12 protein-coding genes and 1 pseudogene are annotated in these 14,556 nt (G+C 72.4%); 3 read left to right on the top strand and 10 right to left on the bottom strand.

The genetic code is table 11. The features are described 5' to 3' along the window. Positions 1–13 precede the first annotated feature (13 nt). The 7 genes and pseudogenes from GA0070616_RS24655 to GA0070616_RS24625 form a co-directional block, all read right to left on the bottom strand. Positions 14–415 (bottom strand): 6-pyruvoyl trahydropterin synthase family protein, encoded by a 402-nt coding sequence (locus GA0070616_RS24655; protein ID WP_091088041.1) that lies wholly within the window; start codon positions 413–415, stop codon positions 14–16. 3 nt (positions 416–418) lie between these two features. Continuing rightward, positions 419–1,399, bottom strand: a complete 981-nt coding sequence (locus GA0070616_RS24650; RefSeq protein ID WP_091088038.1) for a zinc-dependent alcohol dehydrogenase — start codon at positions 1,397–1,399, stop codon at positions 419–421. Positions 1,400–1,623: 224 nt separating this feature from the next. Continuing rightward, a complete protein-coding gene (locus GA0070616_RS24645; protein WP_091088034.1) occupies positions 1,624–2,667 on the bottom strand; it encodes a TRM11 family SAM-dependent methyltransferase in 1,044 nt (347 codons plus the stop codon). Positions 2,668–2,789: 122 nt separating this feature from the next. Further along, positions 2,790–3,968, bottom strand: coding sequence for a snapalysin family zinc-dependent metalloprotease (locus GA0070616_RS24640; protein ID WP_091088030.1), 1,179 nt, complete (start codon positions 3,966–3,968; stop codon positions 2,790–2,792). A gap of 253 nt (positions 3,969–4,221) precedes the next feature. Further along, a pseudogene (locus GA0070616_RS24635) lies at positions 4,222–5,420 on the bottom strand (RtcB family protein). Positions 5,421–5,910: 490 nt separating this feature from the next. Further along, positions 5,911–6,801 carry a M15 family metallopeptidase gene (locus tag GA0070616_RS24630; RefSeq protein WP_342672290.1) on the bottom strand — a complete coding sequence of 297 codons (891 nt, stop codon included), beginning with the start codon at positions 6,799–6,801 and terminating at the stop codon, positions 5,911–5,913. A gap of 142 nt (positions 6,802–6,943) precedes the next feature. Next, the gene (locus GA0070616_RS24625; protein ID WP_091088027.1) at positions 6,944–7,906 is read right to left on the bottom strand and encodes a TerC family protein; all 963 of its coding nucleotides are present in this window, start codon (positions 7,904–7,906) and stop codon (positions 6,944–6,946) included. 414 nt (positions 7,907–8,320) lie between these two features. On the opposite strand from GA0070616_RS24625, the gene GA0070616_RS24620 reads away from it, so the two are divergent. Then, positions 8,321–9,172 carry a hypothetical protein gene (locus GA0070616_RS24620; protein ID WP_091088023.1) on the top strand — a complete coding sequence of 284 codons (852 nt, stop codon included), beginning with the start codon at positions 8,321–8,323 and terminating at the stop codon, positions 9,170–9,172. Between the two features lie 148 nt (positions 9,173–9,320). Next, positions 9,321–10,049 carry a class I SAM-dependent methyltransferase gene (locus GA0070616_RS24615; protein WP_091091542.1) on the top strand — a complete coding sequence of 243 codons (729 nt, stop codon included), beginning with the start codon at positions 9,321–9,323 and terminating at the stop codon, positions 10,047–10,049. Between the two features lie 10 nt (positions 10,050–10,059). Here the strand turns inward: GA0070616_RS24615 and GA0070616_RS24610 are convergent, their stop codons facing one another. Further along, positions 10,060–10,788 carry a MerR family transcriptional regulator gene (locus GA0070616_RS24610; protein WP_091088020.1) on the bottom strand — a complete coding sequence of 243 codons (729 nt, stop codon included), beginning with the start codon at positions 10,786–10,788 and terminating at the stop codon, positions 10,060–10,062. Between the two features lie 177 nt (positions 10,789–10,965). Here GA0070616_RS24610 and GA0070616_RS24605 point away from each other — a divergent pair, with 177 nt between their 5' ends. Next, on the top strand, positions 10,966–13,239 hold the full coding sequence (locus GA0070616_RS24605; RefSeq protein ID WP_091088017.1) for an ATP-binding cassette domain-containing protein: 2,274 nt from the start codon (positions 10,966–10,968) through the stop codon (positions 13,237–13,239). 84 nt (positions 13,240–13,323) lie between these two features. Here the strand turns inward: GA0070616_RS24605 and GA0070616_RS24600 are convergent, their stop codons facing one another. Both GA0070616_RS24600 and GA0070616_RS24595 read right to left on the bottom strand, forming a co-directional pair. Then, on the bottom strand, positions 13,324–13,707 hold the full coding sequence (locus GA0070616_RS24600; protein WP_245712886.1) for a protein-tyrosine phosphatase family protein: 384 nt from the start codon (positions 13,705–13,707) through the stop codon (positions 13,324–13,326). A 32-nt stretch (positions 13,708–13,739) separates the two neighbouring features. Next, positions 13,740–14,552 (bottom strand): DedA family protein, encoded by an 813-nt coding sequence (locus GA0070616_RS24595; RefSeq protein WP_091088010.1) that lies wholly within the window; start codon positions 14,550–14,552, stop codon positions 13,740–13,742. Positions 14,553–14,556: the final 4 nt, after the last annotated feature.

Genomic DNA, 14,556 nt, shown 5'->3' with positions numbered 1-14,556 from the left:
GTGGGGTGGGCGGTCACGGGAGGGACCGTTCGTAGGCGGCCCAGGCCACGTGCGACTCGTGCAGGGTGACGGTGAGGCCGGTGAGGCCGTGCGCGCCGACGCCCAGGTCGCCGGCGGCCACCCGGGCGGCGAGCCGGTCGGCGACGGTGCGGGCCAGCACCTCGGTGGTGGTGTTGGTGCCGGCGAACGCCGGCTCGTCGTCGAGGTTGCGGTAGTTGAGTTCGCCGAGGACGGCCTTGAGCTGCTCGGTGGCGAGCCCGATGTCGACGACGACTCCGTCGTCGTCGAGATCGGGACGGCGGAAGGTGGCGTCGACGACGAACGTCGCGCCGTGCAGCCGCTGGGCGGGCCCGAACACGGCACCGGAGAAACTGTGGGCGACCATGATGTGGTCACGGACGGTCACGCTGAACACGGTTCACTCCCCGTCGTAGCGGATCAGGTGGCACAGCGCGGGCAGGTCACCCGCGCTGAGTCGGGCAAGCACGTCGGGCAGCTCCGCGAAGCGGGACTCCCCGCTGAGCAGGACGTCGAAGGCCGGGTCGGCGAGCAGGTCGAGGGCGAGGGCGAGCCGGTCGGCGTAGCTGCGGCTGCCCCGCCGCGCCGGCGCGACCGCGCCGACCTGGCTGCTACGCACGGTGAGGCGTCCAGAGTGGAACACCCCGCCGAGGCTCAGCTGCACCGGCCGGTCGCCGTACCAGCTCAGCTCGACCACGGTGCCCTCCGGCCGCAGCAGCTCCAGTGACCGTTGCAGGCCGGCGGCGGTGGCGCTGGCGTGCACCACCAGGTCCCGCCCGCCGGTGGCCGCCGCGGGCGCGGCGAAGTCGACGCCGAGCGCCGCGGCCACCCCGGCGCGGGTCTCGTCCGGGTCGACCAGTTCGACCCGCACCCCGGGAAAACGGGCCAGCAGGGCCGCCACCGCGCAGCCGACCATCCCGCCGCCGACCACGCTGACCCGGTCACCGACCAGTGGAGCGGCGTCCCACAGTGCGTTCACGGCCGTCTCCACCGTGCCGGCGAGCACCGCGCGGGCCGCCGGCACCCCGTCCGGTACGACGACGACGGCGTCGACCGGCACCACGTACGCGCTCTGGTGCGGGTGCAGGCAGAACACCGTCCGACCGCGCAGGTGGTCGGGCCCGGCCTCGACGTCGCCGACACTGAGGTAGCCGTACTTGACCGGGGCGGGGAAGTCGCCTTCCTGGTACGGGGCGCGCATGGCGGCGTACTGGCTCTCGGGAACGCCGCCGGTGAACACGAGCGTCTCGGTGCCCCGGCTGACGCCGGAGAAGCGGGCCCGGACGAGGACCTCGTCGGGGCCGGGAGCGGGCAGGGTCACCGGCCGGATCTCGCCCTCGCCGGGGGCGCGCAGCCAGAAGGCGTGGGCGGTTCGCGGCAACCGAAGCTCCTCACCTGCGTCCGGACCGAACCGATCCGTCGTACTTTCCGTCGTTGCTGTCAGGGGTCGTCGATCATAAGCACGGAGGAACGGTCGGCACAGTTCGAACCGGACCGCTGATCGGGCTGGTGATCGCCTTCCGGGACCGGTTCTGACCGCGTTCAGCCCCACCGTCGCGGCCGTGCGGGCTCGCCGCTGAACGGTCCGTTGCGGGTCGGCCCGGCTCAGCCGGGCCGGCGGGCGACCAGGACGTCGCGCACGATCGCCTGGTCCACCCGGTGGGCCAGGCCCCGCCACGGGCCGTCGTCGCAGACGTCGAGTCCCGCGTCGGTCAGCACGGCGGCGGCGTCGTCGCGGCGGGCCACGTTCGTGTTCCACGAGATGCCGAGCGCGCCACCGGGCCGCAGCAGCCGCACCCACTTGGGCACGGCCGCCGTGAGCAGCGCCAGCGGGTCGCGGGCCAGGCCGGTCTCGGCCGTCCGGCTGCCGTGCTGCACGCCGTACGGCGCGTCGGCCACGACCAGGTCGACGGACTCGGGGCGGAAGAACTCCCCGACCCGGGTGGTGTCGGCGCTGACCACGTCGACGGTCTGCACGTCACCGGCTTTGTGCGCCTCCTTGGAGGCGGCCAGCTCGACCCGCAGCCGCTTCCCGACGACCTTGCGTTCCCGGCGGACGGGGCCGGACTCCAGCACCCGGTGCTTGACCCGCTTGCGCTTGAGCCAGGTGGTGAGGAACGCCTGGTACGCCTCGAAGTCCTTCTGGTCGCGGTCCACCCCGGCCGCGTCGAAGCCGTACATCACGGCCTGGTTGAGGGTGGTGCCGCGCCCGCACAGCGGGTCGAGCACCCGGAACCGGCGGGTCAGCAGGTCACCGGCCCACTCGGTGGCCAGCAGGGTCACGTTGAGCAGCAGCTTGGTGAACTGCTCGTTGGTCTTGCCGACGTACTTCTGGATGGTCACCAGGTCGTCGTCGTAGCGGTCGAGCCGGGTCAGCGGCACCGGCCGCAGCAGGTCACCGACGAACTCGAACAGGGCGTACGCGGCGGAGACGTTGCCGAGCAGCGCGGCGTCCCGCTCGTCCAGCCCGCCGTCGGCGGTGAAGGTGACGTAGCGGGCACCCCCGACGGTGGCGGTGTCCAGTTCCCCGATCCGGCCGCCGAGCACCGCGCCGCTGAAGATCTCCAGCTCGGCGCGGGTGAGGTCGACGGCGGAGTGGGCGTACACCCGGTTGGTGGCGGGCAGGACCAGCAGTCCGAATCGGCTCATGATCGGGCCAGTATTCCACGTGGTTCCCGCCCGGCCCGGCCGGACCGTCGCCACGGTTGGCCGGAGTGGTCCGGACGCGGGGATGCCCCCGGCCCGGGGCCGGGGGCATCCGTGGACCGGGGTCAGACTGCCGCTGCCGGCAGACCGCCGACCTGGCTGTTGATCCAGGTACGGATCGACGGCAGGTCACCGTAGATGGACGGGCCGGTGGCGCAGGTGGAGTTGTTGTTGCCGGCGCGGCTGGTCGCGCCGATCAGGTGCCACACGCCGTTGATCCGGCGCACCTGCGGGCCGCCCGAGTCGCCGTAGCAGGCGCCCGAGTTGCCGTTGGTGTTGTTGGTGCAGATCTCGTACCGGCCGTTGATGCCGAGGCACCGGGTGTCCGACACGATCGAGGTGTCCAGTTCGTGCGCCACGGTCGGGGCGGAGCCGCAGCCCCGGGGAGCACAGGTCTGACCCCAGCCGATGATGCGGGTGGCGGTGCCGACCGCACCGGAGGTGGTGGGGATGGAGGCCGGGGCGTAGCTGACCGAGCTGGCCAGCTGCATCAGCTTGACGTCGATGGTGGGGTTGTTGACCGCGCGGATCACCCGGACGACCGTGCCGCCGCTGGTGCGGTTGACGCTGCCGACCCGCACCGAGCTCGGGGTCGGGCAGTGCTTGGCGGTGACCACCCAGTTCGCCTTGATCAGGGTGCCGGTGCAGCCGGAGGTGTAGACCATCCACGGGTAGTTCTCGGTGGCCGGCCGGCCACCGACCACGAACGGGGTGACCTCCTCGTACGTCCCGGCCACGTCGGCGGCGGCGGCGCTGCCGGCGAAGAGCTGGTTCACCCGGCTGGCCTCGGCGTCGCTGGGGTTGGCGTTGGTGCAGGAGACCGGGGCGCTGCTGCCGGACATCAGGTCGGAGCACAGGCCGGTGCGCCGGTCGGGCAGGCCGAGGATGTGGCCGAACTCGTGGGTGGCGATGCGGGTGCGGTTGTAGCCCTGGTTGACGGCGGTCATGCCCATCCAGATGCGGCCGGAACCGAGGGAGTAGACCTGCGCCCGGGGCCAGCCACTGTCGACGTAGATGGTGATGTTGCCCGGGGACCGGGGCACCAGTCGCACGTTGCTGACCCGGCCGTTCCAGATCTGCGCGGCCTGGTCGAAGGTGCTCCGGAACTCGCCGGCCCGGCTGGCGTCGTAGTAGACGGTCCGGGCTGCCGAGGCGGGGCTGCCGGTGGCAACCTGCACCCCGGTCGCGGCGAGCACCGCCGCCAGTACGGCACCGGCCGTACGCAGCAGTTGTCGTCGGATCATCACGCACTCCCTGCGGTTCGGCGGCGCACCGCGCGCCGCTTATCGATGTCCGTAGATATTAATCAGCATCGCTCTGCGCGGGTCATCACGAACGCGTCATACGACCCCGTCGCCTGTTACGTGAGGGTTGCCCGACGGCGGGGCTCCGGTGGCACACCGACCGCCCGCACCACACCGGTCGCAGTGCCGGCGACACCCACCCCGACCGGCTGAGCCGGCGACGGCCGGCGCACCAGCACCGGCCGTCACCTGCTCACCCCTTGACGCAGACCACCTGCTTGAGGTGGGCGACCACCTCGACGAGGTCCTCCTGCTGGGCCATCACCTCGGTGATGTCCTTGTACGCGCCGGGGATCTCGTCGACGACCCCGGCGTCCTTGCGGCACTCCACCCCCGACGTCTGGGCCGCCAGGTCGGCCGTGCTGAAGGTCCGCTTCGCCTGCGCCCGTGACATCCGCCGCCCGGCCCCGTGCGACGCCGAGCAGTACGCCGCCTCGTTGCCCCTGCCCCGCACGATGTACGACCCGGTGCCCATCGACCCGGGGATGATGCCCAGGTCCCCCGACCGGCCCGGATCGCCCCCTTGCGGGTGACCAGGACGTCGACCCCGTCGTACCGCTCCTCCGCCACGTAGTTGTGGTGACAGGAGATCGGCTCGTCGTAGCCCACGTGCGGGAACTGCTCCCGCACCACGTTGGTCAGCACCGCCAGCATCACGGCCCGGTTGCGTCGCGCGTACTCCTGCGCCCACCACAGGTCCCGGCGGTAGGCGTCCATCTCCGGCGTGCCGGTGAGGAACACCGCCAGGTCCCGGTCGGGCAGGTCGGCGTTGTGCGGCAGCCCGCGGGCCACCGCGATGTGCCGTTCGGCCAGCTCCTTGCCGATGTTGCGGGAGCCGGAGTGCAGCATCAACCACACCCGCCCGGCGTCCGCGCCGCCCTGCTCCAGGCAGACCTCGATGAAGTGGTTGCCGCCGCCGAGCGTGCCCAGCTGCCGCCGGGCCCGGGTCTCCAGCTGCGCCACCCGCCGGTCGAGGTCACCGAAGCGCCGCCAGAAGTCGTCCCAACCACGCTGCTCCAGGCCCCGCACCCGGCGCGGGTCGATCGCGTCGTCGCGCTGGGCGAAGCCGACCGGCACCGCGTCCTCGATGGCCCGGCGCAGGGCGGCGAGGTCGTCGGGCAGGTCGGCGGCCGTCAGCGAGGTGCGTACCGCCGACATGCCGCAGCCGATGTCCACACCGACGGCGGCCGGGGAGACGGCGTGACGCATCGCGATCACCGACCCGACGGTGGCGCCCTTGCCGAAGTGCACGTCCGGCATGACCGCGACGCCCGCCACCCACGGGAGCGCGCCGATGTTGCGCAGTTGCCGTGCGGCCTGCGGCTCGATGCCGTACGGGTCGGTCCAGACCCGTACCGGCGCGCGGGTGCCGGCCAGGGTGCTGTGTGCCATCGTCGTCTCCTCGTGTCGTGGTGTGGTGCCGCGCGGCGGTGGCCGACAGTGATCGTGGGCCGAGCGAGTTCGAGGCCGCAGCCGTTCGAAGCGGCGGCCATCGGATGAGGGCCGGGCGAGCTGTCGCTCCGACGGCGCGCCCGCGGCCGGGCACGAAGAAGCCGCCCCGGCCCCGGCGGGGTGGGCGGCTGCGCGTCACGCGCCGGCGCTAGTCGCGCCACCACCCCCGCCACCGGCCCCGTTGCGACCGGCGCCGCCCCCCGGCGCGTTCGCCGCTGTGCAGCCGGGCACCGCCGCGCGGCGTGGGCCGCGGGGCCTCGGTGCGGTTGCGCTGCGACACGGCAAGCTCCTCAGAGGGCTCGATCTACGCCCATGACGCTAAGGGCCCCGGTGATCCCCCGCAACGAATATCCCCCCACCGTGGGCGTGGTCGTCCAGCCCCGTCGATCATGGCGTTGTTGCCGACATTCGGGGTGAGCCGGGACCAAGGTCATGATCCACCGCGATGGCCGGTCGACGACCGGGCCACCGGCAGGTCGAAGTACGTGTCGGGCCACGGCTCGTCCCGGTAGCGGTAGTGCCACCATTCCCGGTCGTAGTTGACGAATCCGGCGTCGGTCATCAGCCCTTCCAGCAGCCGCCGGTTGGCGCGGGCGGTGGCGTCGACGCGCGGGTTGTCGGTGGCGGAGAGCGGGTCGAAGCAGTCGAAGCCGGTACCCATGTCGACGCTGTTGTCGGGAAACCGCTGCTGCGCGGGGGCGGTGCACGGCCGCAACGACTGACCGGGCGAGTACGTCGGCTGCGGGGCGGCCGGGACGTCGACCAGGGTCAGGTCGACGGTGCTGCCCCGGCTGTGGGCGGAGGGTGCGCCGAGGTACCCCTCGGCGAACAGATCCGACTTGGCGACGCGGGGGTAGAACTCGGCCTTCATCTCCTGCGCGCCGGGCTGTGCGCCCCAGGCGACGAACTCGTCGACCGCCCGCTGTGGCCGGTAGCAGTCGTAGACCTTGAGGCTGCGCCCCTGTTCGAGGGCAACGTCCTGCACGCGGCGCAGCGCCTCGGCGGCCGGCCGGGTCAACAGGCACAGCGGCTCCTCGTAGCCGGCGATCGGCCGACCGACGAAGTTGTGGGCCGTGGCGTAACGGAAGTCGGTCAGGATTCGCGGGTCGACGTCGGCCAGGTCGACGAGGCCGGGCCGGACGGTGGCACCCGACGGCGGAGGCGACACGGACGGTGGAGATGCCGACGGCGACGGTGGGTACGGCGACGGCGGGCGCTGGCATCCGGCGGCGACCGCGCAGACCGCCAGGGCCGTCAGCGCCCACCGGCCCGGCCGACGGCTCGCCGCCGCCTGGTCCGTGACCGCGATCGAACCTTCCACTCCACCGAACACTATCGGATCATCCGCACCTTTCCCGCAGATCGTCCGAGATGCCATCGTGCGCGGGTGCGGCGCCGCCACGGTCGGTGCGACCGACGCGGCCCCGGCCCGCCGCAACGTTGCGGCGGGCCGGGGCCGACTCTCAGCCGCCGACCGGCGTACGGGGCTCCTCCCCGGCCGGCTGCGCGCCCCGGGTGGCGCGCAGGCTCCAGACGATCGAGGCGGTGAGCACGACCACGATGACGCCGAGGGTGAGCGGGATGGGCAGCTTGCCCACGGGGGTCTCGGACAGGATCAGCTTGACGCCGGCGAAGGCCAGCAGCACGGCGAGCCCGTAGTGCAGCTTGGTGAACCGACGCAGCAGCCCGGCCAGGCAGAAGTAGAGGCTGCGCAGGCCGAGGACGGCGAACGCGTTGGCGGTCCAGACGATGAAGGTGCTGGTGGTGATCGCGAGGACCGCGGCGACGGAGTCGACGGCGAAGATCAGGTCGGTGGCCTCGACGGCGATGAGCACCACGAAGAGCAGGGTGGCGACCCGCCGGCCGTCGAGCCGGACGAAGAAGCGGTCGCCGTGGTACCGCGCGTCGGTGGGGATGATCCGGCGGACCAGGCGAACCACGGGGTTGCGGTCGGGGTGGACCTCCTCGTTGTGCTGGAAGGCCATCTTCCAGCCGGTCCAGATCAGGAAGGCGCCGAACAGGTAGGCGGTCCAGAAGAAGGTCTCCAGCAGCTCCACGCCGACGAAGATGAACACCAGGCGGAAGGCGAGCGCGCCGACGACGCCCCAGAAGAGGACCTTGTGCTGATATGCGGCGGGCACCGCGAAGTAGGTGAAGATCAGCGCGAAGACGAAGACGTTGTCGACCGACAGCGCCTTCTCGATGAGGTAGCCGGCGTAGTAGGCGCCGGCGGCCTCGTCGCCCTGCCAGACCCACAGCACGCCGCCGAAGGCCAGGCCGGCGACGATCCAGACCGCCGACCAGACGGCGGCCTCGCGGAAACCGATCACGTGGTTGTCGCGGTGCATGAACAGGTCGATCGCGAGCATCACGGCGATCGCGACGGTGAGCGCCACCCAGGCCCACCACGGCACGGCGAACGACATTGCGGTTCTCCCCTCGACCGGCCGGCGCGGGTCGCCGGCGTACGGGTCGAAGGTCTCCCCGAGCCGCCGTCGTCGTGGCGGCCCGCGCCGCCGGGGCCCTGAGGCCCGTAATGACGTACGGCGCGTCCGGTGGCGGGTACTCCCCCTCGAACTACGATCCAGTATTCACGAAGACACCTTCGTTTGTCCAGTGCTGAACCTTTGACCGCCGCCCTCCGTACCCCAGACCGAGAACGAACACGACCGGACCATCCTCGGGAGCGCTCCCGGAGCTGGCCCGGCGCTTCCGGGCAGGCCCCTGCCGGGGCTCGCCGTCGCCCGACGGCGCGTCACCCTCCCGGCGTTCACGATGCACCGCCGACCGGCGAACCACGGTTCGTCGGGCTCGACGGCGGTCCAGTCAAGGAGAGGTACATGGCCACGCGCACGAAGAAGCACGCCGCCCTCAAGCTCGGTGGAGTCGGCGCCCTCGCGGTACTGCTCCTCGCTGGCGGCCTGACCCTGGCCAACGCCGGCACCGACGCGGGCGCCGCCGCCAGCGACGCACGGACGGTGAACTGCCCGACCGTCCGCGACAGGCTCTCCGCGGTGCCGGCCGCCGCCGTGGCCGGCGTCGAGCAGGAACTGGCCAACCTGGACAACGAGATCGCCAACGCCAACGCCCGGCTGGCCAGGCAGGCCGCCAACCCCCAGGGCGGCCCGAACGTCGTCCAGAACGCCATTCTCGGCCCACTGCGCAGCAAGCGCGTCGCCGTCCTCGACCGTATCGAGATCAACATCAACCGTGCCGGCGGTCAGCGGCCCGACCTCGCCAGCCTCGCCACCTGCGGCCTCAACGCCCCCGGCATCGCCAGCGCGGTCAACGGCAGGGCTGGCAACGGTGGGACCGGCAACGGCACCATCGGCGCGGACGACATCGGCGGAGCCGGCGACGACGGCGATGTGGGCGACGACGGTGTCGGCGTCGCCCGGAAGGTGAACTGCCCGGACGTCGCCGGCCGGCTGCCCGCCGTTCCCGTCCGGGCCCAGGCCGAGGTGACGCGCGAGCTGGCCAACCTGGACCGGCAGATCGCCGAGGCGGACGCCCGGCTCGCCCGGCTCGCCGTCCGCCCCGAGGGCGGTCCGAACTTCGTGCAGAACGCGATCGTCGGTCCGCTCGAGGACAAGCGCATCGCCGCCCTCAACCGCATCGCCACCGCGATCGGTCGGGTCGACGGCAACCGCCCGGCCGAGCTGGTCAACCTCGCTCCCTGCGCGGTGCGCTGACCCACCCCGGGTGGGCGGACGACGTGACGGGCTGCGCCGGCCCGGGTTGCGTACTTGATCACAAGCCGTTGCCTCGGGCGTCACCCCGCGGCTAGAACCGCAGGAACGATCGCCCGGACCTCCCGGCGACGGTGGCGAGGTGATGGCCGTGGCTCTGATCCCCTTCGACGACACCGACGCGGCGGCGTTCGCCGCCACCCGGGAACTGCCCCGCGCCGGGCTGGAGCGCTGGCGCTACGCCGTCCAGCAGCACCTGCGCCCGCGCTCCGGTCACACCGTGCTGGATCTGGGCGCCGGCACCGGAGCCTGGGCGAACGCCTTCACGGACTGGTTCGGCGTCCGGATACTGGCGCTGGAACCGGCCGCGGCGATGCGCACCCGCTGCCCGCACCGCCCGCTGGTCGGCGGGGACGGCACCGCCCTGCCGCTGCGCGACACCAGCCTGGACGCCGCCTGGCTGTCGACGATGATCCACCACGTGCCAGACCTGGACGTGCTCGCCCGGGAACTGCGGCGGGTGCTGCGCCCGGGGGCGCCCGTGCTGATCCGCTCCCCCTTCCCCGGCCGGCACCAGCGCATCGCCCTGTTCGACTGGTTCCCGGAGGCGGTCCGCGTCCTCGACACGTACCCCGGGGTGGCCCGGGTCCGCGCGGCCTTCACCGCGGCCGGGTTCCCGGTCAGCACCGTCGAGCCCGTCGCGCAGACCACCGCCGCCTCCCTCGCCGAGTACGCCGCGAAGCTCTCCCGGCGGGCACACACCCCACTGCACCTCATCACCGACGAGGAGTACGAGACGGGCCTGGCCCGGCTGCGGGTCGCGGCCCGGCGACCCTCCGGCCCGGTGGTCGACCACCTGGACCTGCTGGTCCTGCGCTGAGCCGACCCGCCTACAGCAGGCCCACCTCCTGCAGGTAGGCGTGCAACGCCGCGGAGGCGCGCAACCGCCGGACGCTGCGCCGGTGCAGATCCTGTTCCCGGCGGGCCAGTTCGGCGTGGACCCGTTCCGGGCTGCCGGTGGTGCGCATCTCCGTCAGCACCGCCGCGACGATGTCGAAGGGGTAGCCGGCCCGGCGCAGCAGCGCCACCACCCGGGCGGCCCGCACCTCAGCCTCGTCGTACACCCGGTAGCCGGTGTCCGGCTCGCGCACCGGGCGCAGCAGCCCGCGCGCCTCCCAGCCGCGCAACTGCCAGGCGCGCTCCCCGACCACGGCGGCGACCGCGCCGACCCGCATGCCCCGCCGGGGCACGGGCACCGCCGCGCGGGGGGCGGTCACCACCGTCTCGAACGCCCCGAGGACCCCCCGGATCTCGGCGCGTTCCCGGTCCAGCTCCGCGTGGCCGCCGTCGAGCGCCGCCAGCGCCGCCGGCAGGTCCCCGTCGTGCACGGCCGCCATCACCTTCCGGGTACGCGCCCAACCGTGCCCCTCGGCCATGAGGCGGACCACCGCGAGCGCGCGGACGTGCTTCTCGGTGAAGATCCGGTACCCGTGCTCGGTGCGCGCCACGCGCGGTAGCACCCCGAGGTCGAGGTAGTTGCGGACCTGCTGCACCGAGATGCCGGCGGAGGCCGCCACGTCGACCGTGCGCAGCCGCCCCGACCGCTGCCGTCGCGCCATCACACCGACCACCCTAACGCTCACCGCCCGTTGGAGACTTTGTCGCAGGGGTCGGCCATGCTGGCGTGGACCGATGGAGAAAAGTCTCCACTACCGACCGAATGGGACAATTGAAGGTGGCCGGGGCGCCAGTGGTCTTCCCCGCCGTCTCCGCACCCGACCTCGCGAAGGAATGCCATGCAGCAGCCAGCACGGTCCGCCGCCGACAGCCACGACGTCATCGAGGTACGCGGGGCACGGGAGAACAACCTCGCCGGCATCTCGGTCGACATCCCGAAACGCCGGCTGACCGTCTTCACCGGCGTGTCCGGCTCGGGCAAGTCGTCCCTGGTGTTCGGGACGATCGCCGCCGAGTCCCAGCGGCTGATCAACGAGACCTACAGCGCGTTCCTCCAGTCGTTCATGCCGAACCTGTCCCGGCCCGACGTCGACTCGCTGCGCAACCTCACCCCGGCCATCGTCGTCGACCAGGAGCGCATGGGCGCGAACTCCCGCTCGACGGTGGGCACCGCCACCGACGCGTACGCGATGCTGCGGATCGTGTTCAGCCGGCTCGGCGTTCCGCAGGTCGGCGGCGCGGGAGCGTACAGCTTCAACCTGGCCGAGGGCATGTGCCCGACCTGTGAGGGTCTGGGCCGGGTGTCCGACCTGGACGTCCACGAACTGGTCGACGTGGAGAGGTCGATCAACGACGGGGCGATCACCGTGCCGAACTTCGCGGTCGACTCGTGGTACTGGCAGGCATTCGCCGGCTGCGGCCTGTTCGACCCCGACACCAAACTCCAGGATTTCACGCCCGAGCAGTGGCACGACTTCCTGCACAGGCCGGCCACGAAGATCAAGGTGGGCGGCACCAACCTCACCTACGAGGGGCTGGCCGTCAAGGTGCGGCGGCTCTACCTCGCGAAGGACCGCGAGTCGATGCAACCGCACATCCGCGCCTTCGTCGACCGCGCGGTCACCTTCACCACCTGCGCCGACTGCGGCGGCACCCGGCTCAACGCCGCGGCCCTGTCGTCACGCATCGCCGGGCGCAACATCGCCGACTGTGCCGCGATGCAGATCAGCGACCTCGCCGAGTTCGTCCGGGGCATCGACGACCCGTCCGTCGCGCCGCTGACCGGCAACCTGCGTGACCTGCTGGAGTCGCTGGTGGAGATCGGCCTGGGCTACCTCAGCCTCGACCGCGAGTCCGCCACGCTCTCCGGCGGGGAGGCACAGCGGGTGAAGATGGTCCGCCACCTCGGCTCCCCGCTCACCGACGTCACGTACGTCTTCGACGAGCCGACCACCGGCCTGCACCCGCACGACATCGCCCGGATGAACGACCTGCTGGTGCGCCTGCGGGACAAGGGCAACACGGTGCTGGTGGTCGAACACAAGCCGGAGACCATCGCCGTGGCCGACCACGTGGTCGACCTGGGCCCCGGCGCGGGCGCGGCCGGCGGGCGGATCTGCTTCACCGGGGACGTGCCGGGCCTGCGCCGCTCCGACACCCTCACCGGCCGCCACCTCGACCACCGGGTACGCCTGCGCGGGCGGACCCGCACCCCCACGGGGCAGCTTGCCATCCGCAACGCCGACCTGCACAACCTGCGCGACGTCAGCGTCGACGTGCCGCTCGGCGTGCTGACGGTGGTGACCGGGGTGGCCGGCTCCGGCAAGAGTTCCCTGATCCACGGCTCGTTGCGCCGCCGCGACGGGGTGGTCGTCGTCGACCAGTCCCCCATCCGTGGCTCCCGGCGCAGCAACCCGGCCACCTACACCGGCCTGCTGGACCCGATCCGCACGGCGTTCGCCAAGGCCAACGGCGTGAAGGCCGCCCTGTTCAGCGCCAACTCCGAGGGTGCCTGCCCCACCTGCAAGGGCATCGGCCTGGTCTACACCGACCTGGCCATGATGGCCGGCGTCGCCTCGGTCTGCGAACGGTGCGAGGGCCGCCGGTTCACCGACGAGGTGCTCACCTACCGGCTGCGCGGAAAGAACATCAGCGAGGTGCTCGCCATGTCGGTGGCCGAGGCCAGGGACTTCTTCCCCGGTGGCCAGGCCCGGGTCATCCTGAACCGGATGGCCGACGTCGGGCTGGGCTACCTCACCCTCGGCCAGCCGCTCACCACGCTCTCCGGTGGCGAGCGGCAACGACTCAAGCTGGCCATCCACATGGCCGAGAAGGCCGGCACCTACGTGCTGGACGAGCCGACCACCGGGTTGCACCTGGCCGACGTCGACCAGTTGCTCGCGCTGCTCGACCGGCTCGTGGACGCCGGCAACACGGTCATCGTGATCGAACACCACCAGGCGGTGATGGCCCACGCGGACTGGCTGATCGACCTCGGCCCGGGTGCCGGTCACGACGGCGGTCGGATCGTGTTCACCGGCACCCCGGCCGACCTGGTGGCGCACGGCACCACCCTCACCGCCCGCCACCTGCGCGACTACGTCACGCCCTGACCACCAACCCGTCCCGCTTCGAGGGCAGGGCGACACCGCCGCCGGGCCGGTACGCGCACACCGCCGCCGGCCCCGGCGGCGCGATCAGGGCAACCGACGCAGCCAGCGACGCTGCCAGGGGGTTTCCACCGCACCCGGCCGGTAGGCGGCGCGCACCCAGTCGACCGCCTGCTCGACCGGCAGTCCGTCGAGAATCGCCAGCGCCGCCAACGCGGTGCCGGTCCGGCCCGTACCGCCCCGGCAGGCCACCTCCACCCGCTGGCCCGCGTACCCCCGGCCCAGTGCCTCACGCAACGCGTCCAGGGTGTCCGCCCGGTCCGTCGGGATCCAGAAGTCCGGCCACCGGACTCGCCGGTACGCCCAGTCGGGTGCTGGTCCCGGCGCCAGCAGCAGGCTGAAGTCCGCCGGTGCGGCCAGGTCGGCGATCCGCCGCCCCCGCACCCGTATCCCGCCAGGTAGTTCGACCACACCGACGTCGTCCGCCCATTGCGGCCCGGCCGTCACCGGGGCGGGTTCTGGTCGGGGTGTTGCCAGTCGTCGGCCCAGGCGCTGCGGTAGATGGTGCCGCGCCCGTCCGGATCGGGCACCCCGGCCGGCGTCGACTCGGCCAGGCCCGCGCCGCTGTCATTGGGGCGCAGGCCACCGGCTCGGCGGGAACGGCGCCACCGGGTGACGACGAACCAGACGAGCCCCAGCGCGCAGGCGGCGATGACGAGGTTCTGGAGGATGCCGGCGTACCCCTCGACCAGATGCCAGTTGTCACCCAGCAGGTAGCCGGCCATCACGAAGGTGGTGTTCCAGATCAGGCTGCCCAGCGTGGTGTAGACCGCGAAGGTGAGCACCGGCATGCGTTCCACTCCGGCCGGGATCGAGATCATGCTCCGGAAGATCGGGATCATCCGTCCGAAGAAGACGGCCTTGACGCCGTGCCGCAGGAACCACTCCTCCGTTCGGTCGATGTCGCTGAGCTTCACCAGCGGCAGCCTCGCCGCGATGGCCCGCGTCCGCTCCCGGCCCAACGCGGCGCCGACCCAGTAGAGGGCAAGGGCGCCGAGCAGCGACCCGAGTGTCGTCCAGAAGATGGCACCGACGACGCTCATCCGCCCCTGCGCCGCGACGAACCCGGCGAGCGGCAGGATCACCTCGCTGGGAATCGGCGGGAACAGGTTCTCCAGCGCCACGGCCAACCCCGCACCCGGCCCACCGAGGCGTTCGACCAGATCGGTGACGTAGCCGACCAGACCGTCCTGGGGCGGCTCCGCCGCGGCGGTCACGGTGGCCGAGCCGGGAAGGGCGTGCGAAAGTCGGATCACGGTC

The sequence above is a fragment of the Micromonospora nigra genome (genome assembly GCF_900091585.1).
Classification (GTDB): domain Bacteria; phylum Actinomycetota; class Actinomycetes; order Mycobacteriales; family Micromonosporaceae; genus Micromonospora; species Micromonospora nigra.
The sequence above is the reverse complement of the archived record's forward strand: the minus strand, read 5'-3'. Positions and strand labels throughout refer to the sequence as shown.